Genomic DNA, 25,348 nt, shown 5'->3' on the forward strand with positions numbered 1-25,348 from the left:
TCTGGCGTTTTTCTAGAAAATAGAGCTTAAATTCACGTATTAGAACCATCCATGAACATTGGATTTTATTCACAAAATATAGCGGAACAGTTGATTTATCGTCATTTTCGTTTATTAAAAAATAGGGATTTCCTGATTTTACTATATGAATTTCATACTTTATTCATATTCATTTTCTATAATTTAAAATGAGGTGAAAGTGATGAGAATACTCCGCTATTCAGTTGCAAGAATGCGTTATTATAAAAAACAGACACTCTTTAGTTGCTTATTTACAAGTGTTACTGCTTTTTTATTGATGCTTGTGTGTAACTTATATCATTTACAATCAACACTTTATGCACAAATTGAAGATCGTCTTAGTTTCTTGGACACGACGTCCTTAAAAGTACACTTTCCGTCTTTTCTATCAGTGAAACAATTTTATGTCGAGCTGATCTTGTTGTTACTGTTCTTGTTTGTTGGCGCATTTATCTTTTTCTTTCAGCGAACATTAAAACAAGACCAACGTGAATTGATCAACTGGCGTTTAGCTGGTTTATCGAAAACTAGAATTTTTCTTTTGATCATCTGGCAAATGATCTTACCATTACTGATCTGTTGCACACTCTTATTTATTGGAATTGTGCTTTTTCAAAACATTTATCAAGCACTGTTACAACATCTTAATTTTTGGAGTCTAAGATTATTTGAATTACCTGACACCCATTCACTTATATCGACTACTCGACCATTAGCCATACCGATGGATCAACAAACTTTTTTTAAAATTGATTTTGTAAACGATGCTTTTTTCTTTGATATGTTTAAGAGTTTCCTACAAACGGTTGGCTTTCTTATCTCCATCAGTCTATGCATTAGTCTCTTACAATTTACGATTTTCTATCAACGTTTAAAAAAAGGTAAGGTGATCTTTCATGAATACATGTAAGCCAATAATGTCTTTAGGAGAATTAGCTGTTATTCTTTGCCCAAAAGCAAAACAAGAAGAACTATTAACAGCGCTAAAAGAGCAAGCGATTGTATCGAGTCCCAAACAATTACTTATCGTCCAAAAAGATTGGCCTCTCTTCCCTTATTTAAAAACCAAAGATCAAGTACTACTGAATTTATCTGAAAATAAAAAAGAACGTTTATCTTTTCAAGAAATGCTCAAGATTGATCCAGCACTTCTTAACAGAGAACCTGATCAACTCTCTCTTTTTGATAAAATCAAACTTCAATTGTTGCATGCGTTACTTGCTAAAAAAGACAAACTCATCATTGAAGAAGTGCTGGATGAACTTAAAGTAATTGAAGCACAAGAAATTCTTGATCTATTTGATTATCTAGTCAAAAACAAAAAAATCGCCATTCTATTACTGACTCATGATGAAACCATTGCTCATAGTCAGTATGTCGACCAAATCTATGATGAACGATAAAAAGAGGTCGTGGAAAGAGCAACTCGACCTATGTAATAAGGATGAAACTCACAGCTTCCTATGTTTTGAGAGTTTCATCCTTATTGCCGAAGATCAGCTCTTTGAACACTATTTAGCTCCTCTCTTAATTGTTGAGGAGTTGTTTCTTGAACGCCGTTTAGCAAGAGGCTGTGAAAGAAGCGCTTATTGTTGAGGAATTGCTTCTTGAACGCCGTTTATTCGTTTTTAGAGATACTAAAAGAGACTGAACCAATTTTTGGATCAGTCTCTTTGTTTATTTTATTTCTACATCTGGTAAATTAACTGTAAATGTTGTTCCTGTCCCCAATTCGCTTTCTACTTCCAGCTTTCCTTTATGAAGCCGAACTAACTGTTGAACGATTGGAAGTCCTAGACCTGATTCCCCGTATTTTGTATTCTTTCTTGAGGGATCAACTTTATAATAACGGTCCCAAATACTCTTCATTTGTTGTTCAGTCATTCCGATACCTGTATCCTTAATTCGGATAATCGTTTCTAGATAACCTTTTTCTAAAGAGATCGTGATCGTTCCATTTTCTGTAAATTGAATCGCATTTTGGATGATATTCACCATGATTTGCACAAATCGGTCATAGTCTGCATACACTTCCACATCGTCTTCTGCTTGTAAAACTAAAACATTCCCTGCAGCTTCTGCTTTTGTTTCAAGCTGTGCCACAATATTTTTCAATGTTTCTGTACCATTGAATCTTTTAATAACCATACTGATTTGATTGGTTCTGATTTTTTCATAGTCTAGATTTTCGTTAACTAAGCGTATCAGTCGTTCTGTTTCATTTTTCATCAAGTTGATCGCATTTTCTCTTTGGTCTTCAGGAATTGCATTATATTTTAGACCTTCAAGTAACCCGTTGATTGTGGTTAGCGGCGTACGCATTTCATGAGAAGCATCTGCCATAAATTGTCTTCGGCGGTTTTCTTGCTCTTCGATTTCAGCCTGAGATTCTTTTAAAGAATTCGTCATTTTGTTGAAGTCATCCGCTAATTCATCAAATTCATCTTTATCATGAACTGGCAATTGGACATCAAAATTCCCATTAGTGACTTCTTTCGTTGCATTACGTAAACGATTGATCCTTTTAACCTGAAAAGCAGCAAACGCATAACTCGCTAGTATAGCAACAATACTTGAAAAAATAAAACCTTTAAACAGATTCAATGTGACCGATCGAACACTATTATCGATATTTTTAGCCGGTTGACTAACAACCAAGCCACCATAAAATTCATGATTTAAATTAAAAGGTACTAAGGCATAAGACGTCGCTTGATTTTGTCCTAGTATATTTTTGTTGGAGGTAAATTTTACTTGTCTTCCATGACGCAGATTATCCCATTGTTCCGCTTTAATCGTAAAGTTCAATACCACATTATCAGTAGGATAAATGACCCGTTCGTTCTTATCGATAAAAATAAAATTGACATTTTGTTCTGATAAGACTTGTTCCGTTAATAATAATGCATTTTGAAACGCTTGATCTTGGCTTAATTGAGGAAACGTGTCTGTGTATGTCTGTGTTGTCTTCTCGACAGATTCTGCATAGCCAAAAAGTTGTTGGTAATTATTTTCTTCAATGGTTTGCTTAGTCAGTTGCGTAAAAGAAACACCTACGATCAAAATGATCATCGCAATCATTCCGCAAAAGGCTAATAACTGCTGGTAAAGATAGCGCATTAGGCCACACCAGAATCATCAAATTTATAACCTACGCCCCAAACCGTTTGAATGACTTGTGGTCCAACCTTTTCGATTTTTTGTCGAAGCTTTTTGATATGCGCATCAACCGTTCGTTCATCACCAAAGTATTGATAATCCCACACTAATTCCAGTAATTGTTCCCGAGAAAATACTTGACGTGGTTTTTTAGCTAGTGTAAATAATAGATCAAACTCTTTCGGTGTCAAACCTTCGATTGGTGTTTTATTTAAATAAGCTTCACGTGTTTTTGTATTCATCTTAAAGTGATCTGTTTCGATATCGAAGTGATCGTCCGAGTTGTTTGTGTCTTCTTTTACCTCTACCAATTCACTACGACGGTGTAAAGCTTTCATTCGGGCAATCAAAGTTAGTGGGCTAAAAGGTTTGGTCACATAGTCATCTGCGCCCATCTCTAATCCAATAACCTGGTCACTTTCAGAATCACGAGCTGTTAACATAATGATCGGAACTGTACTAGAGACTTTCCGAATTTCTCTTCCAACAAGCATACCATCCATCGTTGGCAAGTTCAGGTCTAAAGTGATCATGTCCCAGTAATTCGGTCTTTCTAAAAAAGCATCTAGACCTTCTTTTCCGTCATATTTAAAAGTTGCTTCCCATCCTTCATTCAAAAAAAACATCTGCATCATTTCAGATACGGATTGATTATCTTCTATCATTAAAATATTCATTTTTTATTTCCTCCAATACTATCATCGAGTTCTTGTAATTTTTTTTCAGTTAAGATAAAAATCGGCATAATTGGAAAAACTAAAACCAACATCTCGATTATAAAATAGTTTGTCTGTCCAGTTAATTTTAGTAAATAGCCGATCAAGGCCATCAATAAACCGAAAATAAAAAAATATTTTCCACTTGTTTTTTGTGCTAACCGCCAGTGAACATCGGATTTTGTGGCTCGCGGTGAGTGGTAACCATAAAAAGGCAGATTCCCTTTAGAAGGGATAAAAAGAAACAAGCAACCTAGGATAGTCAAAAATACTCCGACAACTAAAAAAATCATATAATCCCTCCTAAATCTCTCTTTCTAGTATACTCTAAAAATTAACTTGAACCAATATATTCGGTAATTCTTCACGAAAGGTTTGTCTTTTGTTCATTCTTTGTTAAGATAGGGGTAATCGAATAAAAAAGGGGTTTTTTTTGTGTCAAATTATCGTGCAATTACTTTTTTTGATCTTGATGGAACACTGTTAGATGCTCAATCAAAAATCACACCAGAAGTGGCCGAAGCAATGCAAGCACTACAGGCAAATAACGTCCTGCCAGTCATAGCAACTGGACGAACTGAAGCTGAAATCAAACATATCATGTCAGATGCTGGTATTTCCTCTGCAGTTACGATGAATGGTTCTTACATCAGCGTGGATGGTCAAGAAGTTCATTCTGAAATAATCGCAACTGAAGACTGTCAAAAGATGCTCGAACATGTCCAAATACAAGGGCACCAGCTCTCATTTTATAACCATCAACATATTTGGTGTACCGCACACACACAAACGATGATTGATGCCTATAACTTTATCCATTCAAATGTACCAGAAATCAATCCGCAAGCTTATTTGGATCATCCAATCAATATGTTACTTATCCTCTCTCAATCTGGGGATGAATATTATCATGAACAATTTCCTGATCTGACTTTTTATCGAAATGGTCCTTACTCGATTGACACGGTCAAAAAAGGAATCTCGAAAGGTGCAGGAGTGAAACGTTTAAAACAAGAATTAAACCTTGTTGATGTGCCTACATTTGGATTTGGTGATGGACCAAATGACTTTGCACTGTTAGAAGCATGCGACAACAAGATCGCGATGGGCAATGCTTATAATGATCTCAAAGAACTATCCACTTTTATTACAAAGAAAAACACTGAGGGCGGAATCGTTCATGCGCTCAAACATTTTGACTTGATTTGATTTTTAATCGAAAAACGATGAAATTCTGCTGATAAGGATGATAGCTAGTAGAAAGGTGATTCATCTAGCCAATATCAGGTGAATGTTGAAAGCTTTTTAACTAGATACGATGTATATTTCCGAGTAACTGAGAGATGATTTTTTATAGTATTAGCTATTGAGAATCATCTCTTGATACTTCGGACGATTCGCTTTTTCCGTGATCGTTTCTCATTGAAAAAATTCAATTTTGTGCTATAATATAAATTGTATGAAAAATACACGTAACCCTTGTTTATAACGGGGACGTTACGGATTCGACAGGCACAGTTTGAGCTTGAATTGCGTTTCGTAGGTTACGTCTACGTTAAAACGTTACAGTTAAATATAACTGCTAAAAACGAAAACAACTCTTACGCTTTAGCTGCCTAAAAACAGTTAGCGTAGATCCTCTCGGCATCGCCCATGTGCTCGAGTAAGGGTCTCAAATTTAGTGGGATACGTGACAACTTTCCGTCTGTAAGTTGTTAAAGAGATCATCAGACTAGCGATACAGAATGCCTGTCACTCGGCAAGCTGTAAAGCGAAACCACAAATGAGTTGACTATGAACGTAGATTTTTAAGTGGCGATGTGTTTGGACGCGGGTTCGACTCCCGCCGTCTCCATATATGTATTGTTGAGACAAACAAACAGATAAGAAAAACGTTGTTAAATCAACGTTTTTTTATTTTAGTCAAGGAGAGAAATGTAGAGAAATGCAAAAGTTTTTGCATTAATTTTGCATTCTGATTATTTTAATATGTCTTATATCGTAAAAATCGACTTCTTGTTCACCAATCAATACAACATCAAATTCCACCATTCTACGAAATAAACTGAAAACATGTGGTTTCACTCGGTCATATTCTTCTAACGATTTGATTGGATTTCTAGCACTTTGTTTTGCTTAATAGAATGATCTAAAAAATATTCTATTTGCTTTTGGGATTGCTATGGCAAACGCTCAATGTTTTAATCGTTGTATTCGTCTGTATTTTTTATTACTTCTATTAACTCACTCAACGGAAAAGCTGTGGGCCATTTCAATTCAAGTAGATAAAAAAACTATCGCTTATAAGCGATAGTAGCGATAGTTTTTTCTTATAAACAAATAATTTTTACAGTTTCATTTGAGAATTTTTCATAAAATGCCTGTAGTTCATTTTTGTCCCCTATTACATTTTTAGTATCGCTTGTACTTGGCGCAACATCTAAAGCAACAATACCCATACCATAATTTTTAGTAAATTCTACTACTTTATTGATATAGTACGAAGCAATGCCCATTTTTCTATAATTTGCATTAGTTTTAATATAAAAAATATATACATGTTGTTCATTGATAATCGGTCCGCCACATGGATTTCTATCTCGACCCTGTTTTATTCCAAAGTCCATAGTAAAAACAGTATCGTGATTTTGAGGATTGTATAGGAAGAATTTTGCACTTGTCTTTTCGCAATGACATTTCCTTCCTATAACTGCTTCATCACCTAATTCATCGTCAAAAGAATAAACTAAATCCATTCCTTTCAAAGATTCTGGAAATCCAAAATTTTCGATTATTTCTTTTGTTAACATCAATCATTATCACCCATCTTATTTTGAATAAAGTACTAATTATCTTTATACATTATATATTATAATATCAAAACAAAAAAAGACCTACTTCTCACAAAGAAAAGTAGGTCTTTTACTTATTTCTTAATAGTTTAACGTTTGTCCTGGATAAATCAAGTTAGGATTAGCTAACCCGTTGTGTTGTGCTAACTCTTGATAAGTCGTGCCAAGCTTAGCTGAAATACTTGATAAATTATCACCATATTGAACAGTGTAAATATTACCTGTTACCGATCCATTGACTTTCAGAACTTGACCAGGATAAATCATGTTTGGATTACTTAATCCATTTAGTGATGCTAAAGCTTGATATGTGGTGCTATATCTTGTAGCGATTGAAGATAAAGTTTCGCCGTATTGAACGACATGAGTTTGAGCAACTGATGGTTGTTCTACAACTGTCGTAGAATCTGGCAAAAGTTCTACATTAGATTTGTCGATCCAAGAAAGAATATCAGCAAGCAAGATTTTATTCCCATTAACTTGTTGAACCTTGTAGCTTTCACCTTTTACCCATTGTGGGATTGTTTCACCAGTCGTCCATTGATTAGCTGAGAAGTTCACCTTAACCGTATCGCCAACCTTGATTTCTGATTTTGGTGTTTCGCTTGTTTCTTCTCCTGCATTGATTGCTGGCGTTTCTGTTTGTGGCTTATCTGAGTTAGTATAACCATTATCAGTGATTCCTGTTAAATCGACATTTCCATCCAATCCTCCTGCAATATAGTTCGAAGTAAATTGCCAAATTGCCACTCCATCCATTGTTGGGAAGTAGTTATAATTTGGAGTATTCGTCACAAAATTAGACGCATATGCCGCAATCCATAGAGAATTAGGGAATTCTTTTAGAATTCGTTGATAATCGACATATTGAAGCGTGAAAGGCTTATAAGAATAGTACATTGGTGTGTACCCAACTTCTTTTATTCTACGCATCCCATAAAGAATTGTATCAGTATTGACTTTCTTGTCATTGATCGCTCCATGTTCAAAATCTAAAGCTACAATCGAGCCTTTAGGTGTTTGAATCTTAGGCAAGAAATAATCCATTATCTGTTTAGCGATATCCATGTTTCCATAGGTGTCATACCAGATATAGGTATGTGCTCGTTTTCCTTGCGCAATAGCACTTGCTACTTGTGTTTTGTATGTGCGCTGCTCGTAAATGCCATTAGAGTTATACCCGCCAATTTGAGCAATAGCAAATTTATCATGAGCATAACCAAAACGCCCTTGATCTCCTTGATAAATCGCCCAATCCACACCCTGATCGCCTTTGGCGGCAAAAACATTTATAGGAAACAAAAAAAGAGCTACGAGAGCTCCTACTAAAATTTTCTTTTTCATTCGTTTACTCCTTATCTTTTAAGTTGTAAGCTGATACCCCTGTAATTACTCCTAAAAATGTTGCTATAGCATTGATAGTTAATACTGTCATATCAGTTTCATTCCATCCATATGCTTTGCCTAATGTGGCTACTAATACAGATAAAGCAGGCAATACCGTAAGTACTGTCCATTTAATAATTTGATAATATTTATCGGGTAAAATCATTACTTCTCGCCTCCTTTCATTTCCTGAATATCGTGTTCTGCTTCATTCATCCGTCCTTCTAATAGAAAAGTACGTTCAACAATATGGTTATGCTTCTCAACTTTTTTCTCCAATTGCTCAATTCGATAAATGGTCAGTTTATTTGAAAAAACAATGCCTGCAAACGTACCAACTAACGTTCCTGCAATACTTAAAGCAGAAATAATCGCATCAATACTCATAGTTCACCAACTTTCCAACAAAAAAAGCGCACTCTTTGGAGTGCACTTCTATACTAATTATTCTGTATTTTATTCGGATTGATTGTATCTGTCTCTACTATAGGTACCTCTAATGATTTTAACTTTTTAAACCTTTCAGCATCATTAACACCATAAATCTGATACATAATTCCAGATTTATTTAATTTTTCAATTACTTGGTTTGTTGCTAAGTTATTTGATACTGATAGCAAAGCTTTATTGTATTGCTTAACTTGTTGTATATCATCATCAATGTTATTTTTTGAATCATATAACCATGAAACCGTACAATCAGGATGATTCTTTACTACCTTATCTCTAATTTTTTTATTTGTAAGGACAAAAAAAGAACGATCATATACATTGTATTTTTTTAATGTATTTACAATTGATCTAACAAATTTATCGTCATTCCAATCTCCCTTTGATCCATCCACATTAACAATTAATTTGTCTTTACTTATTTCTTTAATTGCTTCGTCAAAAGTTGGTATATTAACTTTTTTATCTTTATATTTTGGATAATTTGAAGTATCTATCGACAATTCTTTAAGCTGTTTGATTGTAAACCTTTCTGGTTGTCCTTCTCCGTTTGTTGTCCTATCAAGAGTGTCATCGTGCATCAAGAAATTCACTCCATCTTTACTAGTTCTTACATCAACTTCTACTGCATTATAGCCAAGTGACTTTGCTTCTCTCATAGCTTCAACTGTATTCTCAGGAGCAACTATATGTGCACCTCTATGGGCTACTAGGTAAGTTTCTTTATGGTTCAATAAGCTACTGGATGAGTAAACACATCCAGTTAAAACAATGGAAAACATAATTAATATCTTTGATATTTTTCTCACTTTCGGAATCACCTCAAAAATAAGTATATCAAATTAAAAAGACACAAAAAAGACTAGGGTAATAATATATCGGTTTCTATCATAGGTGTTTTCTTTATAAGAAGGTGATCTAAATCTGTTTTAGTGTTCACATTATATATTTGATAATAAATATTTGTATTTCTCAGTTTTTCTAAAATATCATCTGTAACTATATTTAAAGGAATAGAGAGTAGTGCTTTATGGTAACTTTTTACTTCTGTTATAGCATTATCAATTCTGCTAGAATCCGTTAATAACCAAGATAAAGCAGCGTCTGGATAACTCTGATTAAACGCATATCTTTGGGATGTATTCGAAATAACAAAAAATGTATTTTGATACATTTCATATTTTTTTAGAATATTAATCATTTTCTTAGTAATTACTGTATTTGAAAAGTCTATCTTTGATCCATCCACATTCAGTATTACATTTCCTGTGGAAATTATTTTTACAGACTCTTCAAATGTAGGCACCCTTAATATCTTGTTTTTATATTCTGGATAATTTGAAGTGTCAATTTCCAATTGACGAATTTGTTCCGAATTCATATTAGCAATATATCCATTTCCATTTGTCGTTCTATCGACAGTATCATCATGCATAATAAATAATTCGCCGTCAGAACTCGCTCGTGGATCTAACTCAATTGCTCCATATTTTAAATCAATTGCTATTTTATATGCCTCTATAGTATTTTCAGGAGCAAAATTATGTGCACCTCTATGGGCTGACAGTCGTAAATTTTCAACCATCAGCCAGTCGGGAAAGGGTCATCAGTATACCACCGCCCCGACACATAATGGTTCCCCGATGAATTTCCACCCACTCTTAGTAAATTTGTTCCTTGCCGTTCAACAAACGCACCTGCTACATACGATGTTGGATTAGCTGCTTTTTGTATACTTAAAGGTACATTCCAAGAAGTATCATCAAAATCAGTACTTAATCTAAATCCTATAGGAAGTTCGTGAACATTAACAATGTCTGTAGCTCTTTTTAATTTAAATCTACCATAAAATTCTACAATATCTCCGATGCGCCTATATCTCCAACTTGCTTCACTAAGCTCCTCTTTGGCTGTCAAAGTAACGTCTTCAGTACCATAGCTAGCCACCGCAACTTTCGTTCTGTCTTGGTAATAAACATCCAATGATTTTGGTGTAACTAACTTGTTTAAATCTGTTCCAGCTATTACTTCTGCATCTGTAGCAATCCGTTTTGTAATCATTTGAGATGTTCTTTGCGGCGTCATAAATTTATTTGATACTTCACCCGTTTCTGCTTCTGTTTGAGTCGCAGTGCTAAAATTATCAACATTTCCAAGACCTATTATTTCTTTGGTCATTTCTGTTTTTTTAGCATAAGTTTCTTCTGCAGTTGTTTTATTTACAAAAGTTCCGTCTGCTACTTCAACAGAGTATGCACCAACTTGTTCAGCAGTGACATTATGAGGATTCGCTTTATTATTCGTATGAGCTGCTAAATCAGTCTCATTAGCTTTCAATGCTAAATCATCCTCATTAGCAAACCCTGATTTGTTTAAAACAGTTAATGGATTCAATGATACCATTAACTGCACTCCAATATAATCTGTATTGATATTAGAGGCGGTCACTCCATTCGAACTATCTGAGTAAGAAAGTACATGAATAAAACCATTAGAATCAATAAAATTACTATCATTGACCTCAGTAGTAAAGTCTGTAAAATTTGCAGCATCCCCCTGAATTTTTGTAGTGTATGAGTCAGTTGATTCAATAAATACCCCAACTTTCAAATTTTTATTGTTTGGGGAACTAGCTTTTGCTCGTGTCGTAACTGAAAAAGAAATAAAATTATCTTTAATAAATTTTACTTTTTCAGAGACACTCATCCCTTCAAAAATCCGGGGAGCTAGTTGTTCAATAGCTTTTACCGTATCGAACTTACTCAATTGTTGAGGAATTACACTCCCTTGGCTCGAACCGACTGAAACACCTTGGTCATCACGTCCTACTAACTTGTTATAGTTTTCTTGAGTGATTTCAGCCCAATTTGCCGTCGGTTTTTTTAAACTTGTAGCTGTATAATCCGTATAAACAGAATGTGGATTTACTTCAATATTACCTGCTACTTTTCCAGCTAAATCCATCATTTTTGGGACATTTACTGGTCCGCTAAATAATTGAATTGCATCTGCATTTGTTAACCGTGTATTAAAATCTGCGGTCAAACGATTTTGTAAAGTACTTTGTCTAATGCCTTGCGTATCAGTACGTGCTTGAACAATTTCCGGATTACTATCTCCAGCTTGTGCAACTAAATCATCAAACTCATTTCTGAGAGAATCAAATTCTTGTTTATTTTGGTTTGCTCTCCCAATTGCTTGATTAGAATTTTCTACTGCTGTTTTTGAGTCAGCAATCGCTTGATCTGCTTTTTTATTTGCTTCTGTTCCTGCCGATTCAGCAATTGATTTTGCTTCATTACCAGCATCTGTCGCTATTTTCTTAGCATCATTTGCAGCCGTAGAAGCAGTTTGCTTAGCTTCTGCTCCAGCTGTCCCCGCAATTGATTTTGCTTCATTACCAGCATCTGTTGCTATTTTTTTAGCATCTTTAATTCCTTGCGTTAGATCAATTTCAAATTGATCTACTTTGGAGGATGAGTTATTTGCTAAATCAATGGCTTCGTTAATCTTAATACGACCTTTATTAAGGGTATCTGTTTCTTGGATATGTTCAACAGCCATTTTAATCACCTGCTTCTTCGAAAATTGATTCAATTGCCACCTTTTGTTCAATTCTTTCACCTAATAGAATAAAAGAACTATCTAGATTATTAGTTAGTTCTTTATAAATATCAGAAATATTTTGATTCACTTCTGCGGTAAATTCTTCACCGTTAATTTTCTTTACTTTAATTACCATTAAAATTGACCTCCTAATTGTGATTGAATAAAGACACGACATGTAACTTGTGCTTCAATACGTGCTAATTTATTAGGTTTAATTTGTATCTTGTGACTTCCTCGTTGAATTTTTCCACTACTTGTTTTTTTCAAATAATCGACTAAGTTAAGTCTATTCTGACTTGTTTCATGGTGCGGAATCGTCTTACCGTCCACAATGATATCTACACTTGATGCCGAGTCATTTGCTTGGAAAATCCCCCATTCAAGCGGATGAGTATGCTCTGGAAGCACCACATTGTGTTTATGCGATGGAATTTTTACTGTATGTGTATGATTTGGAATATTAACACTATGTGTGTGATTGGGGATATTAACGTTATGAGCATGACTTGGTATAGAAACATTATGCGTGTGTGCCGGTACATTGATTGTAAAATTATGCGAATGATTTGGAATACTTACAGTATGAGTATGGTTGGTAGAAGCTTCTGCTGTATATATTTTTCCTGCTGATCCTTCCATTTGTAAAAGGCTACTACCATAAGCTTTATATCTTGTCGTTTGAATAGGTCCCGAGCCATTTACAGATTCAAACATCATGTGCCTGTGTGTACCATTAGCACTAGATGTTTGAGTCGACCCGCCACCTACACTTGTTGAAGAACCTTGATAAGAACCACCACCAGAACCAGAAGTAGTTACTCCGCCACCCCCTGCTGTAGTAGATTGAACTGAACCTCCACCTGCACTACTTGTTTGGCGACTACCACCACCTGCCGAACTTGTTTGTGTCGATTGTCCACCCGCTTCGCTAGTTATCGTTTTAGCGCCGCCGCCTTTTACCGCTTTTGTATAACCTCGGTAACGTTTTGTTTTGAAAGTTAATTCGACGGTATTCACATGAAAAACATCATCATCTAGATAGAACTCAATCTCTGCAGGATAAGAAGATTCGCAATTGTCCTGATATGAATAGTTCAAAATATTCGTTGCTCCTTGACTGTAGGTTTCATTTATTTGCTGCCTACGACTAAGATCGGACATGGTGGTGTTGATATCATCTTTCAAATTTCCTAGTTCCAATTGGATAGATTGTGGAGCACCAAAAACATCCGATTTACTTTCTTTTTTTATTCTCAAATTAAATGATCCATATTCATTTGTATTGATCATTACGACTGTGCCTTGTCGTAATTTATCGATTTCTAAAGGTGTATCTGTCAATTTAATTAAATCAGCAGCAGAAACTTTCCATGATACTTTGGGAATGGACCATTTTTTTAGCATGCTAATCGCATTGTCTTTCAATGCTTGAGCAATCGTAAAACGCTGATCTACCCAAACGTACTCAATCAACCCGTATTTTTTGATTGATTCAGCATCTTCAACGTAAGGAACATTATTATTGACTGATTTGATGTTTAATTGATTGACTCCTTCTCCGGCACCTAGTGGATATACTCGATTGACTAAATTGTTCGGATCGGTCTCAATTTCAAAACCTTCCATATTATAGCCTTCTTGTATGCGACAAACAGGATCTGTTGATGGCTTTACAAGAGATAACTCAAATGGATAAACTTGTGTGTTCCATGACCACATATAGTCCTCATCAAAGGCCTTTGGTATAGAAAACAATGCATCAGCCAATCCATTTTCATTTTCCCATGCATAGCTGAAATAACGAGTGAACTCACATTTTTTTAGAATCCAATGTTTTGTTTTCTGCTGATTCAGTACATAGTTAATCACATCAGTAGTTGTTCTGTTGACTAACTCATGGTAACCAAAAAGGACACTATCAAGTAGCGTCCCTATGACATGCATTGCAGTATATTTGATAGAATAATTAGTTGGATCTTTTTGGATAGTTGATGGCATAATACGATACAAACCAATGTATTCATTTTCGTTGTCTGTTAATTCTACATACTGCAATGCTTGTATCATAGAATTTTTTGTGTCATAAAGCGGCATTGTAAATTCAATTGATCCAATCTCATTTTCTATTTTTTCATAACTCACATCATGAGCATTCTCTAAGATTGCTGTATACTCACGACTAAGATTCATTGTCATTAACAAGTAATCAGCCTCCTATAAGTAACGGTTTGAATATTTGATAGTCAACTCGAAATCTCCATCTTTTCCAGAGACATATAATGGTTCATTGGGATAAATATAGAAGTCATTCATCGGCCGAATCATTGGTTTTCCATCTTTTACTATATTAAAAGTCTGTGTGTCAACTTCGATAATTGAATTATCAAAATCTCCCAAATCAATAGTATCTTTACGCGTTCTAATTTGAATTCCTCTTCCCATACCTTCAACTACAATGGTTGGTTTAACTTTCAACCCCTCCACTGTAGGATAGATCTCGTAAGGTTGAACATCCTTCCCATCATCCCCCATCAGATAGCCCTGGTGCTGCCATGTGATAATATCAGATCCCCAGTAAGCACCACCTTCAAAAACAATTGGCATCAAGACAGCACCCGATCCGGTATTTCCTAATAAATAATTTGATTGAAAAGTAATTGTTTTTGATCCCCACGTTACACTTGTAGCATCTGACTTCGTATATTTGTAAGGATCACCACATATAATGGTAAAACTACCAGTCGCCCAATAATAAGCAGAATCAACTTCATCAATACTTGCTTTGGTCCCTTTGAAAATCATTTCGGGTTCATCATTGAACCATATAGAAACCTCATTTTCAGTAAACAATGCTACGTTTAATTTATTGAACTTATCTCTGAACGAAGATGGATCTTCTGCTTTCAAATAATACTTAATCACTAGTTTTCTTGAAGGAATACGATTATAAATATGACGTTTGCCATCACGGATACCTAGTTGTGCATATTCATTGGTCGTTTCAAAAAGTTCTCGTCCTTCAACATCTAAAGTCTGATAACCTGGAATCAAGTCTTCCAAAAAAGAGCCATTGATATTCATGGCTCTTTTAGGAAGTTTTTTATTGTTGATTGTCATGCAAAGACACCTCTAATCCCTTTGCTGGTATTTTTCTTTTGCTGCAATTTGAATAGTTCTTCAGCAATTTTTTCAATATCAGATTCTTCTCGTACGTTGAAAATAGCTCCTTCGAAAAGTCCTCGATTATAAATAGATGTTTCTGTTTGAGGCGATGTTTCACTAGCCATTTTCTTCGTAGCAACATTTTGAGCGCTGACTATCGCTGTTGCATTGCTCAATTGTGGATTCCAAGAATCATCGGTGAGTAAACTTGCATCTATCCCATTTGAAATAATGTCTTGTATTTCGTCCGCCATTGATATGACTTGCTTTTTAACATTTGCAAATTGACTAGTCAATCCTTCATTTAAGCCATCCATAATAGCATTCCCGGCAGGAATCAATAATTTCTTATCATAACTAATAGGACCTTTATGCTCTTTAATCCATTCAGCTATTCCGCCAACGAAATTCTTCACACTTTCAAAACCAGATTTCAAGCCATCCAAGAAACCATCAATAATAGCACTACCAGCCTGCATCAAAGAATCCGGGACAAATACACCAATTATTGCGTCAAGTAGGTTTAATGCTGCATTCCGAATATCATCTTGCCTATTTCGGATATTGTCTGCAAATCCATTGATCATAGCAATAGCAGTATCCATCAATCTTCCTTGTGCTTGCACAACTCCACGTACCATTGCATCAACTAAATCCATCGCTGCATTCACAATATCTGGAATTCTATTGGCTATTCCTTCCAAAAATTTCACGATTAAATTAACAGCAGCGTTAATGATCTGACCTAAATTATTTGCGATTCCGTTAACAAAACTCACAATTAGTGTAGCGGCAGCACTGATGATATCTGGCATTTTAGAAGCTAACGTATTCGTAAAATTCACCATTAAATTAACGGCTGTATTCACAATTGTCGGCATATTTTGTGCGATCACTTGTGCAAAATTCAAAATGATATTTAATGCCTGTTGCGTGATTTGTCCTATATTATCGGCGATTCCCTGTAGAAATGTACTCAACAAATTAAATCCTGCTTGTAATATCATTGGTAAATACGCATTTAAGGAAGTTAACCATGTGGTGATTAGAACTGCCACATTACCAACGATCATCGGTAATTGCTGTGTGATCCCTTGTAGCAAAGCATTAATCAGACTAGCTCCTGCAACCACAATTTGAGGAAGAGCTATCGTCAATGCTCCTAAAAATGCTGTAATAATTGAAGTAGCGGATTGGACAATTGTTGGTATTAATAATAATAGTGAGCTAGTGAAAGCCCCTATCAATTGAGCTACGGCTAATGAAAGCTGTGGTAGGCCTTGCGCAATTCCTGTGATAAATCCACCAATTACCGCCAATCCACCAGAAATAATACCCGGCAAAGCTGCGCCTATGGCTGTTAAAATACCCTCTAAAGCTGTACCGAAATTCGAACCAAGTTGCGGACCATATGTTTTGATACCGTCAGCTAAACCAGAAAAAGAATCCATGATGGTGTCTATCCCTTTTCCAATATCACCGCCACCTAAAGTTTTAGCAATTAATTCAAAGGCTTTTATCACCAATCCAATTGGTCCTAACAGAGCTAAAATAACAGCTTTAATTGTTTTAAACGCTATACCAAACCAATCTATAGAACTTGCTGAATTTGTAGCGTTTTTCCCGATATTCCCGATAATAGAAGCAACTTTATCTCCAATACTTGAAATAAGTTTCAGTCCATCTGCAAAAAGTTTTGATACTGATTGCGATTTAACAAAGTTGCTAACCATTTCTTTTGCTTTGCCAATTAAATTATTTATGCTATTTCGGACATTTTCATTGGTTTTATATAGATATATCAAACCTGCTGCTAGAGCCCCAACTGCTGCTAAAACCAATCCAAATGGATTAGCAAGTAACGCAATTTTCATAGCAGTAAATGCTGTCTTCACACCCGTTATGGCTGTTTTTACAGAATTAAAAATACCTATTACTGCTTTAAAAGACATAAACCCTGCGATGGCTCCCAAAATTACTGAAGCAAATAGTTTGAATGCTTGAGCATTCTTGCTAATAAATTCAAATAATTCTCCAAGAATAGGAAAATTATCACTAATTGAAGACAAAAGTTCACCAAATGCCGCCTTCACTTGTGGAATTGCTGCTTTGACAAATGTGACGATCGCACCAGGCAAAGCTTTCAAAATATTACCTACCATCGGAATAAAGTTTCCAAAAAGAAAAGTTGAAGTAGTTTCTGCTAATTGATTTAGTGCTGGTTTTATATCTTGCCCAAGCGCCATTTTACCTAAAACATTAGAAAGAGAGGCTTTCATCGCTGCAAAAGATCCACTAAATGTTTCAGCAGCTTCTTTTGCCGTCGTACCAGTAATATCTAGATTTTCTTGAATAGCATGAATCGCATTGTAAACATCGCTTAGATTATTTATGTCATATTTAACGCCTGTGAGTTTTTCGGCATCAGATAACAGTCGTTGCATCTCTTCCTTTGTACCGCCATAACCTAGCTTCAAGTTGTCTAACATGGTGTAATTCTGCTTAGCAAATCCTTGATAAGCATTTTGAATATCGCTCATACTTGTACCCATTTTATTGGCGTTATCAGACATGTCAATCATGGCCATATTTGCGACATCAGCGGCTTTCTCAGTATCTCCACCAACCGATTGTAATAGGCTAGCACTAAAGCTAGTCACATTTTCCATATAGGCATTAGCAGACAAACCAGATGTTTTATAGGCTTCATCTGCATACTTCTTCACTTTATCTGCACTACCCTTAAACAGTGTTTCAATACCGCCAAGTGATTGCTGGAGATCAGCGCCTTCTGTAAGAGACATTGAGAAAACTTTGCCAATAGCGGCGGTGGCAATGACACCTTTCACAATGGATACAAACTTACTTCCTAACGTGCTACCAGCACTTATACCAGCTGATGATGCTTCGGGATCAAGTTGGCTTTTAATCGCTCCACTAATTCCTTTGGCTGATGGAATAATTTGTACATATGCTTGCCCTAGTTCTGTTGCCATTGCCCTTCACCTCCATATTCAATCTGTTTAATTAATTCTTTTCTCCTTTGTTCAAAATCCTCGCTAGAATTGAATAAAGATGTATCAGCTTGTTTTGTTTTTCTAGGGCTGAGATCCAATTCATCAGAAACTGCTTTCGGCATATTTTTGCCCTTCTCTGCATCTTTTGTTTTACTCCAGAGCAATAGGCTCAATCGATCATAGATACCCGCTAACAGCATGGTTTCAAAAGAAACTAGTTGATTACTCATTTTCAACTTGATTCTAGAATCCTCTTTTAAACCACAAGAAAAAACAGCCACCTTGCATACTGGTAGCTGTTTGTATTCATAAATTTGATAAGTCTCTGCTAAGTCACAAATCAAAGCTTCTTCATCGATTTTAATCATTCTGGCAAGGATAACTAGTTTTTTAATTTAGGGTTATTTAGTACTTCTGAAAATTCTTCAATCATTTTTTGTGTAGGGACGAATCCATCTTCTGTACGCAAATGTTCTTTTAATTTTTCTGTCTGTTTCTTACCAAACAACATTTGTAAAACTTTAGGTAGCTTTGTTGGGTTTTCATCTATTTCTCCAACCGCTTCGATAAATTCATAATTTTCAACTTGTTCTTTTTGAATTTGATAACTAAAACCAGATTTTGTTTTACCTGTAATAATCATTGTTATTCCTCCAATTTTTCATCTTGTTTAATTGGCACATCTGCTTGATCTAGTTTTTTATCGTCTGCAGTTGCTAGCCAAACTTTTACAGTATCGGTTGCTAGTATTCCTTTTCTGTAATATTTAAATTTTGGTCTCTCTTCTTGGGCCATTGGTACAGCATAAATCTTTTCACCATTGAAGTATATGCCAACTTTTTTTGCTAATGTCCCTTGATAAGTACCAGTAACCCATGTACTTGTTCCAGGAACATATTCATCCACAGTTAAGATTTTAGCTTCGATAATAGCCGTATACTCTTTTTCTGTGGTTTCTGACTCTCCATCACCATATATGGCGCTCAAACCATAAATATGTGTTACGCCATCTTCAATGTCACTAAAAGTCTTCGTAATTTTTCCGTCAACAATATAAGCTGCGCCAGAATCGACATGATCTTTGTATGCTTTTGCTGAAGTCGCCCCTGCCGGACAATCAGCCGACACAGTGACTTGTTTTTTATCTGTGTCATACTTGAATGCCAGGTTTTGGGGCGCATCAGGGAGTTTTTGTCAATATCACTGGCTCAGACCATGCAGATCCCAAAGCATGTTCGTTTAGATATGCTGCCTTTTCGATATCATTTGCCCCTGTACCTTTTTTATTGAACGTTTGAACATACAGATAAATTTTATCTGTAGAAACCAATGATGGAACATCCTTAGTTTCTAACGTCCATGAGGGTGTTTCTGAATACCCCATCATTGTGGCATCATGTGGATCTGATTCATTGGCATTGCCATAATGAATCACGTAAGCCTGTGCCCCATCCACAGCATTCCAAGATATACTAATTGATCCATCTTCATTTAGTGTACCTTGGACGCCTCCGGGAGCTTTAGGGCGCAGGTGTTGATTTAGGTTTTTGGATATATTCTTTATGAGTATCTCCATTTTCATCTGGCATAGCGGTTAAAGTAGTTTCGTAACCAATTGCGTCCTCATCGGCATAACTGATTTCGCCAATTTCTGAAACTGTCGCATTCGGGATAACAATACGTTTCAAAACACCCGCTTTCAACACCATATCTACAACTAAGCAATGCGCTTCTAATAACGTAGCGTTAGCTTTAATCGTGATCATTGTATCTAGACTACCAGATACATTATTCGGACCATATACTTCTTTCAATACTTCCACGTTTAACGCTTCAATCAACGTATAACCAAAAGTATCAGCTTTTTCACTTTGCACAACGTCGACTGTATCGCCGCCCCAAGCTTTGATTGTGTCTGTTTCGGGTGTATTGTTGTTTGTTAATCCATCTTCTGATATATAACCCAAACTTTTAAAAGCATCGTCTAATTCGGTTACTGCATCAGTCGGCAAAGTTGTTCCTAGTGGTGCCGAATAAATTGCACCACCAATCTTTGGTTTTGCTGTTGATACATTTTCTGTTTTTGACATCTGATTCCCTCCTAATAATGGTTGATATCAAAGACTGCTTGATATCGGTATTCTTTAGTTGTCGTATCGGTAAAATTGTAGTCACTGTTTAATTGAACATTGCTAATCTCATCAAGTTCAATCATATTTTCAACTACCTCTTTCAGTTCTTCATTTAGCTTCGCAGCATCGTACATCGATCCCGCATAACTTTGAAAAGCAAAGGTGGCCGATGAAAGATAATTACGTTTTGAGCTTCCTGTTTTTTCAAACAAAATATAACTATCTGGCATCTTCCCTGTTTGTTCTAAAAAAGACGATACAGATAAATGACTATCGAGATATTGCTTAATAATGATCTCAATCATTTAACGCACCGCCTTCAATAAGGTATTATTTTTCATATTGTCTCTTTTAGCTTTATAGGAGTCAGCATAGACCATCGCATTTGCACGAGTTTTCCCGACATAAACATCTTGTGCGTATCCTTCTCCCGCGCGATTCTTAATGGCTGTTGCCTTTTCAGTCAATACATCTTGCATTTCAGCCGATTTCAATAATTGTCCGACTCCGGAATAATTGAGCTTGAATTTATTTTTAGCCATAACGTTCCACCATCACTTTCTTATTCCAATCAAGCGGAATGAGTTCTTCAATCCCTTCGAGAGGAATTCCAAATACACGCCATCGTTGGCCAAAGAATTTGACCTCCTTATCTTCCCAATCATGTGTATCACTTTTAGGAATAGCCAACGTATATACGGCTTTTTTACCGGTCAGCGTCAATTGGTTCACAATATCATCAGACGATGTAGGGCTTATCAGAATATTTTCAATTTCGATTTCTTTATCTTCAAAAATAGGATTTCCGAATGGATCTTTTCCTGTTTGGATTTTATCGACAAGAATAACGGTAATTCCTTTAATCTTGGCCATAAAAATCAATCACCCCATAACGTTGACGACGTAGCCCTAGACGACTTAATTCAGTATTCTTGATAAACAAGCCACCACCAGGAACCAGGTATGATCCTGACCAGGAATAGCCCAATGCACTTTCTGTTGTTTGAGTCATTGGCTCCTGATCAGTTGACGTCATAAGTGTTCGCGCAACGATATCAACCGTCACTGACTTCACTACATTTGTGAAATAAGGTGGCTTTTCTTTGATCATCTTATCTAAGTCTTTACCCACTCGTCCGGCTTCTTCACGTAACGAGTCAGAAACAATAATAAGTAGTTGCTTAGCACGTTCTGTTTCATCAGGCTTTAATTTACGCCATAGCTTTTCCAAATCATCAATCGTTGCAAAAGGCTGCATCTGATCACTTCCCTTGCGCCATCATTAAGTCATACAACTCTTGTTTCTTAGCAGTGGCACTGTACTTGATACCAAAAGCATCTAGTTCTTGCTTGATTTGAGGAACAGTGATTGAGTCAAAAGCTGGATCGTCGGTTTTAGTTTCTTGATCAGGCTCTTCTTGTTCTGTATTTTGATTTTTTTCTTCTGCTATTTCTGAATTATCAATTTCTTCCGCTTTTTGCTCATCGTTCTCTCTTTCATTTAAATGATGCTTACTTTCGACAAGAGCCCAATTTCCACCGGAAATAGCGAAAGAGCTGTCAAAGACAGCTCCCGTAACTTTGTTCTTATAACGCATTTTATTCGCCACCCTCTGCTGCTTTTTCAACAATACGCGCGAATCTTTCAGGAGCTAAGATTCCCCAGCCAAGAAACGCTTCTGCTCGTACATAAATTTGGTTGTGTCCCTTCAAATCCATGCCAGAGTTGTCTGGATCACCGTATTCAATGATTTCCATTGGAATCTCCTTTGCATAACCCCATTTAAAACCTTCGGTAAAATCACCGATGATCGCGCGGTCGTTTTCGCTGGCATTCATATCTGAAACAGTTTTGTTAACATCTACTGACAATCCATTAATAGTCGACGGTGCATTACCCCAAGCCAAATCTGGGAACATTGGATTACCTTGCTTATCTTGTTGTTTTGCTAGAGCTGAACGAAATGAAGGATTAATTGCCATTCCATTAACTTCTCCTTCAGAACCAGTTACTAATTCAATTGCACTTTCTACAGCACCATTTGGATCTGCAAGCCCTGTTGCCATTTCTACTTTCTGCGTTACCTTAGCGTCAAAATGGTTGGTTCCGATCACAGTGGACGGTTGCCCCGTTCGCGGATTAACTCCATGAAAGCTCATTAAATCGATCCCACGAGCTACTTTTTTTGCAAAACCATCGTTAAAAGACTCAAGAATCTCAATTTGTTCTTCTTCTGAAGCGTACATAAATTCATCGGAAATACGTGCGCCATATTCGATTTTGATCGGCGCCATTTTTTGTGGCGTTAAGGTCATCCCGCCATGAGATTTAGCTCCGCTTTCTGCAACAATATCGATTTCTGAATCCATAGTAAAAGTGAACACTTTCTCACCGTTGAACGGAATAGGCTTCTGAGCGGATAGACGAGCCAACGAGCTTTTACCTGTTACTTTGCTAATCAAATCTGTTACTAATTTCGGGTCAAATAAAGTTCCTTTTTCTAATGTCATATTTTTTATTCTCCTTCTTTTTTAAGTCCATTTAATAGTTTTTTATAAGCAGTGTTTTTATCATCACCTAAAGATGGTTCTATATTTTTCAATGGTGGCGGTGTTTGTGGCTTCTTGCCGACAAAACCAGCTAAACGTTCTGCATCAGCTTTGATACTTTCCTCGTCATCTCCGACCAAGCGATCCGCTAAATCAACGGGCAATCCGTTTTGCAACGCGATTCTAGTTCGCAAGCTCGCTGTTTCATATTCAGCAATTTTTTTATTAAGATCAGCCACTGTTTGCTCATGAGACTTTGTAGCAGCGTTTGTTTCTTCGATGGTTGATTTCAAAGTACCGATTTCATTTTCTAATTCCGCATTGCGTTTCTTAATTGCATCGTAATCTGAAAATTTCTCTTTCTCCCGATTCAATCGCTCCTGGATAATTCGGTCCAGTTCCTCTTGTGTTTCAATTATTTTAAATGTCATGATAAAAATCCTTTCTCCTGCTTGCCCGGCAGTTCGGTAATTTTGTGTATTAAAAAAACGACTATCAAAATTGATAATCGTTTAATACCTAATTTGTTGTTTTTTCTTAGGTTTGCTGTTACTACAAACCCAATGTGCTAAAAGTGCACTATCCATAAGACTGATATCCATATCTTCAAATTGCGATTTATAACCAAACCCGCCATTTGAACCAATGTTTCTTTTCTCACTGTTCGTAACGACTTGTGTCAACGATGGTTGATCACAGTGGCAGATCCCTTTTTGAAAAATCCCCTGCTCCCAAAGTGAATTGGCAGTGATGATTTCTGATACTTTTGGTAAAATGGGCTCTTTTAGTTTGAAATCCTTCATTTCTTCAGCAAGGATATTTTGACTACCTGCTCCATCTATCACCACTTTTTCTACATTGGCTTTTTTAAGAAAATTGATGATCCATTGATTTCCATTTCTGACTGATTGACAGTCGATAGCTTCAACGAATATTTTTCCGGACAAAGTCCGAACAGCAATACTCATCGCAACATTCGCTCCATCGTTTCCGTATTTAATTCCAACATATAACGGACCTTTCAGTACAGGCAAAGCTTTTACTTTTAGTGCTTGCCAATCTGTTTCTGATATTGCAGATTTCTGATTGTATTTTGGCCAGTATCCGAGACGCTGAACATTGTGGTCCAATTCATCTTCACCAAGTTCGGCTTCGATTTTTCGTTCATTCAAATGATAACCCATCGATGGATTAGAATTGTACCAGGCTTCTACGTCATGAATATCTTTGATTTCATCAACCGACCATTCCGCCCAGCCTGAATACTTTGATTTCCCAAATAGCGTATTCTCACGATAATTAGTGAATACTGTACCACTAGAAACCGGCGTTGGCGGTGTTCCACACATGATCGTTAAAGGGTTATCGCTATCCGTAACAGTATATTTCAAAGCTGACTCTTGTTCGGTGGTATATTCTTGGGCTTCGTCAATAACCAGAAAATCAAAACCTTCACCAAGACCACCGCTAGATGTTCTAGTTCGAAATTGAATCACACCGCCTGTTTCATATAACTCTAGCCGTTCCTGTCCTTTAGCTTTAATTGAATTGAAATCTGTACCTTCAACATAACCACATTCTTCAAGATATTTTTTTAGTTTTTCAAATGAAGAGTGAGACGTACTGATTCGATGAGCCGTGTGTAAAACATTTAGTCCATTTTCCAATGCCCATATTTCGACATCGTAAACAATTTCCGTTTTACCATTCCGACGAGGTATAGAAAATCCAAATTTTTGATGAACCCATAATCCATCATCATCAACAGCCATGATCGCCTTTAGCATATTCACTTGCCATTCGTAGCATTTACGACCGGTACGCTGATAATAATCAATCGCTTCTTGATATAGAGATTTGTCATATGGCAATATTACCGATTGAGTAGGATGCTGATTACCAAGTCGTGCTTTAGTAGTCATAAATATCCCCCTTCAATCTCAATCATGCATGATGACCCTGTCGCTGGGATGATATTAAATAGCTATCTCATGCTTGAATAGGCAAAAGCATTTACCAAAGATATTTATTTGGAACCATGCCACTGCTTTTCGACTTCCATTTTCATCTTTATATTTTGTAATGTAATGATGCATGTTTACTTCTCCTATTTTTCTAATGCAAAACCCGAAATATTTACTTGATTAAACACAGCGCTTCTTTTTACTTGTGTTGAAACTCCAAAATAATCGAATTTCAATTCACTATCATTGTTTTCGAGATTTGTAACTTTTTCAAACTTCAATGTTTCACCCTTTAATAACCAAATAATTAAAGTTTTTTCTTTTTCCATT

At 36.1% G+C, this 25,348-nt stretch carries 30 protein-coding genes, 1 other RNA gene and 2 pseudogenes; 4 read left to right on the plus strand and 29 right to left on the minus strand.

The annotated features are described in order from the left end of the window. Window positions 1-202 precede the first annotated feature (202 nt). Both IGJ18_RS08930 and IGJ18_RS08935 read left to right on the plus strand, forming a co-directional pair. Entirely contained in the window at window positions 203-931 is a 729-nt protein-coding gene (locus tag IGJ18_RS08930) for a hypothetical protein (protein ID WP_438843217.1), read from the plus strand. After that, entirely contained in the window at window positions 918-1,424 is a 507-nt protein-coding gene (locus IGJ18_RS08935; RefSeq protein ID WP_010718415.1) for a hypothetical protein, read from the plus strand. Before IGJ18_RS08930 ends, IGJ18_RS08935 begins: the two co-directional genes overlap by 14 nt. Window positions 1,425-1,698: 274 nt before the next feature. On the opposite strand, the gene IGJ18_RS08940 is transcribed toward IGJ18_RS08935, so the two are convergent. The 3 genes and pseudogenes from IGJ18_RS08940 to IGJ18_RS08950 all read right to left on the minus strand — a co-directional run bounded on the left by IGJ18_RS08940 (window position 1,699) and on the right by IGJ18_RS08950 (window position 4,189). Next, a complete protein-coding gene (locus tag IGJ18_RS08940; protein WP_438843218.1) occupies window positions 1,699-3,141 on the minus strand; it encodes an ATP-binding protein in 1,443 nt (480 codons plus the stop codon). Then, window positions 3,141-3,857 (minus strand): winged helix-turn-helix domain-containing protein, encoded by a 717-nt coding sequence (locus tag IGJ18_RS08945; protein ID WP_438843219.1) that lies wholly within the window; start codon window positions 3,855-3,857, stop codon window positions 3,141-3,143. Before IGJ18_RS08945 ends, IGJ18_RS08940 begins: the two co-directional genes overlap by 1 nt. Next, window positions 3,832-4,189: pseudogene (locus tag IGJ18_RS08950) on the minus strand (SdpI family protein). The gene IGJ18_RS08945 and the pseudogene IGJ18_RS08950 overlap by 26 nt, the downstream one beginning before the upstream one ends. A 142-nt stretch (window positions 4,190-4,331) precedes the next feature. Here IGJ18_RS08950 and IGJ18_RS08955 point away from each other — a divergent pair. Both IGJ18_RS08955 and ssrA read left to right on the plus strand, forming a co-directional pair. Continuing rightward, window positions 4,332-5,105 carry a Cof-type HAD-IIB family hydrolase gene (locus IGJ18_RS08955; protein WP_010737850.1) on the plus strand — a complete coding sequence of 258 codons (774 nt, stop codon included), beginning with the start codon at window positions 4,332-4,334 and terminating at the stop codon, window positions 5,103-5,105. Window positions 5,106-5,386: 281 nt separating this feature from the next. Continuing rightward, window positions 5,387-5,754, plus strand: a transfer-messenger RNA (tmRNA) gene (gene ssrA / locus IGJ18_RS08960). A 122-nt stretch (window positions 5,755-5,876) separates the two neighbouring features. Here ssrA and IGJ18_RS08965 read toward each other — a convergent pair. The 26 genes and pseudogenes from IGJ18_RS08965 to IGJ18_RS09090 all read right to left on the minus strand — a co-directional run. Further along, window positions 5,877-6,172: pseudogene (locus IGJ18_RS08965) on the minus strand (hypothetical protein); the annotation flags it as partial. A 54-nt stretch (window positions 6,173-6,226) separates the two neighbouring features. Next, window positions 6,227-6,706: a GNAT family N-acetyltransferase gene (locus tag IGJ18_RS08970; RefSeq protein ID WP_438843220.1), complete on the minus strand. Its 480-nt coding sequence runs from the start codon at window positions 6,704-6,706 to the stop codon at window positions 6,227-6,229. Window positions 6,707-6,829: 123 nt separating this feature from the next. After that, window positions 6,830-8,092 (minus strand): LysM peptidoglycan-binding domain-containing protein, encoded by a 1,263-nt coding sequence (locus tag IGJ18_RS08975; RefSeq protein WP_438843221.1) that lies wholly within the window; start codon window positions 8,090-8,092, stop codon window positions 6,830-6,832. Window positions 8,093-8,096: 4 nt separating this feature from the next. After that, entirely contained in the window at window positions 8,097-8,300 is a 204-nt protein-coding gene (locus tag IGJ18_RS08980) for a phage holin (protein ID WP_010737854.1), read from the minus strand. Continuing rightward, window positions 8,300-8,521 carry a hypothetical protein gene (locus IGJ18_RS08985; protein WP_010718827.1) on the minus strand — a complete coding sequence of 74 codons (222 nt, stop codon included), beginning with the start codon at window positions 8,519-8,521 and terminating at the stop codon, window positions 8,300-8,302. Before IGJ18_RS08985 ends, IGJ18_RS08980 begins: the two co-directional genes overlap by 1 nt. Before the next feature lie 53 nt (window positions 8,522-8,574). After that, on the minus strand, window positions 8,575-9,366 hold the full coding sequence (locus IGJ18_RS08990; protein ID WP_438843457.1) for a glycerophosphodiester phosphodiesterase: 792 nt from the start codon (window positions 9,364-9,366) through the stop codon (window positions 8,575-8,577). 80 nt (window positions 9,367-9,446) lie between these two features. Beyond that, complete coding sequence (locus tag IGJ18_RS08995) at window positions 9,447-10,169, minus strand: glycerophosphodiester phosphodiesterase (RefSeq protein ID WP_086317045.1); 723 nt, start codon at window positions 10,167-10,169, stop codon at window positions 9,447-9,449. Then, window positions 10,169-12,148 carry a hypothetical protein gene (locus IGJ18_RS09000; protein ID WP_438843222.1) on the minus strand — a complete coding sequence of 660 codons (1,980 nt, stop codon included), beginning with the start codon at window positions 12,146-12,148 and terminating at the stop codon, window positions 10,169-10,171. The genes IGJ18_RS08995 and IGJ18_RS09000 overlap by 1 nt, the downstream gene beginning before the upstream one ends. A gap of 1 nt (window position 12,149) precedes the next feature. Continuing rightward, entirely contained in the window at window positions 12,150-12,326 is a 177-nt protein-coding gene (locus IGJ18_RS09005) for a phosphoribosyl-ATP diphosphatase (protein ID WP_251849170.1), read from the minus strand. Then, window positions 12,326-14,395 carry a phage tail protein gene (locus IGJ18_RS09010; RefSeq protein WP_438843223.1) on the minus strand — a complete coding sequence of 690 codons (2,070 nt, stop codon included), beginning with the start codon at window positions 14,393-14,395 and terminating at the stop codon, window positions 12,326-12,328. The genes IGJ18_RS09005 and IGJ18_RS09010 overlap by 1 nt, the downstream gene beginning before the upstream one ends. A 12-nt stretch (window positions 14,396-14,407) precedes the next feature. After that, window positions 14,408-15,310 carry a distal tail protein Dit gene (locus tag IGJ18_RS09015; protein WP_438843225.1) on the minus strand — a complete coding sequence of 301 codons (903 nt, stop codon included), beginning with the start codon at window positions 15,308-15,310 and terminating at the stop codon, window positions 14,408-14,410. Further along, entirely contained in the window at window positions 15,307-18,351 is a 3,045-nt protein-coding gene (locus IGJ18_RS09020; RefSeq protein ID WP_438843226.1) for a hypothetical protein, read from the minus strand. Before IGJ18_RS09020 ends, IGJ18_RS09015 begins: the two co-directional genes overlap by 4 nt. Further along, complete coding sequence (locus tag IGJ18_RS09025; RefSeq protein ID WP_438843227.1) at window positions 18,336-18,740, minus strand: DUF5361 domain-containing protein; 405 nt, start codon at window positions 18,738-18,740, stop codon at window positions 18,336-18,338. Before IGJ18_RS09025 ends, IGJ18_RS09020 begins: the two co-directional genes overlap by 16 nt. Window positions 18,741-18,754: 14 nt before the next feature. Then, entirely contained in the window at window positions 18,755-19,015 is a 261-nt protein-coding gene (locus IGJ18_RS09030; RefSeq protein WP_438843228.1) for a hypothetical protein, read from the minus strand. A 2-nt stretch (window positions 19,016-19,017) separates the two neighbouring features. Next, window positions 19,018-19,500: an immunoglobulin-like domain-containing protein gene (locus tag IGJ18_RS09035; protein WP_438843229.1), complete on the minus strand. Its 483-nt coding sequence runs from the start codon at window positions 19,498-19,500 to the stop codon at window positions 19,018-19,020. Window positions 19,501-19,552: 52 nt separating this feature from the next. Next, window positions 19,553-19,828 carry a fibronectin type III domain-containing protein gene (locus tag IGJ18_RS09040; RefSeq protein WP_438843230.1) on the minus strand — a complete coding sequence of 92 codons (276 nt, stop codon included), beginning with the start codon at window positions 19,826-19,828 and terminating at the stop codon, window positions 19,553-19,555. Window positions 19,829-19,892: 64 nt separating this feature from the next. Beyond that, window positions 19,893-20,462, minus strand: coding sequence for a hypothetical protein (locus IGJ18_RS09045; RefSeq protein WP_016628294.1), 570 nt, complete (start codon window positions 20,460-20,462; stop codon window positions 19,893-19,895). Window positions 20,463-20,473: 11 nt separating this feature from the next. After that, window positions 20,474-20,809 carry a hypothetical protein gene (locus IGJ18_RS09050; protein ID WP_251849179.1) on the minus strand — a complete coding sequence of 112 codons (336 nt, stop codon included), beginning with the start codon at window positions 20,807-20,809 and terminating at the stop codon, window positions 20,474-20,476. Then, on the minus strand, window positions 20,810-21,046 hold the full coding sequence (locus IGJ18_RS09055) for a hypothetical protein (RefSeq protein ID WP_251849183.1): 237 nt from the start codon (window positions 21,044-21,046) through the stop codon (window positions 20,810-20,812). It lies immediately after the preceding gene. After that, entirely contained in the window at window positions 21,039-21,377 is a 339-nt protein-coding gene (locus IGJ18_RS09060) for a hypothetical protein (RefSeq protein ID WP_251849185.1), read from the minus strand. Before IGJ18_RS09060 ends, IGJ18_RS09055 begins: the two co-directional genes overlap by 8 nt. Beyond that, entirely contained in the window at window positions 21,364-21,762 is a 399-nt protein-coding gene (locus IGJ18_RS09065) for a phage Gp19/Gp15/Gp42 family protein (RefSeq protein ID WP_251849187.1), read from the minus strand. Before IGJ18_RS09065 ends, IGJ18_RS09060 begins: the two co-directional genes overlap by 14 nt. A 4-nt stretch (window positions 21,763-21,766) precedes the next feature. Beyond that, the gene (locus IGJ18_RS09070; protein WP_251849189.1) at window positions 21,767-22,102 is read right to left on the minus strand and encodes a hypothetical protein; all 336 of its coding nucleotides are present in this window, start codon (window positions 22,100-22,102) and stop codon (window positions 21,767-21,769) included. Window position 22,103: 1 nt separating this feature from the next. Then, complete coding sequence (locus IGJ18_RS09075; protein ID WP_240273426.1) at window positions 22,104-23,015, minus strand: phage major capsid protein; 912 nt, start codon at window positions 23,013-23,015, stop codon at window positions 22,104-22,106. Between the two features lie 5 nt (window positions 23,016-23,020). After that, window positions 23,021-23,485, minus strand: coding sequence for a capsid assembly scaffolding protein Gp46 family protein (locus IGJ18_RS09080; protein WP_438843231.1), 465 nt, complete (start codon window positions 23,483-23,485; stop codon window positions 23,021-23,023). Between the two features lie 81 nt (window positions 23,486-23,566). Further along, on the minus strand, window positions 23,567-24,976 hold the full coding sequence (locus IGJ18_RS09085; protein WP_438843232.1) for a terminase: 1,410 nt from the start codon (window positions 24,974-24,976) through the stop codon (window positions 23,567-23,569). 185 nt (window positions 24,977-25,161) lie between these two features. After that, entirely contained in the window at window positions 25,162-25,347 is a 186-nt protein-coding gene (locus IGJ18_RS09090) for a hypothetical protein (RefSeq protein ID WP_104834888.1), read from the minus strand. Window position 25,348 lies beyond the last annotated feature (1 nt).

It is taken from the genome of Enterococcus sp. AZ078 (assembly GCF_051714985.1).
Taxonomy (GTDB): Bacteria; Bacillota; Bacilli; order Lactobacillales; family Enterococcaceae; genus Enterococcus_B; species Enterococcus_B hirae.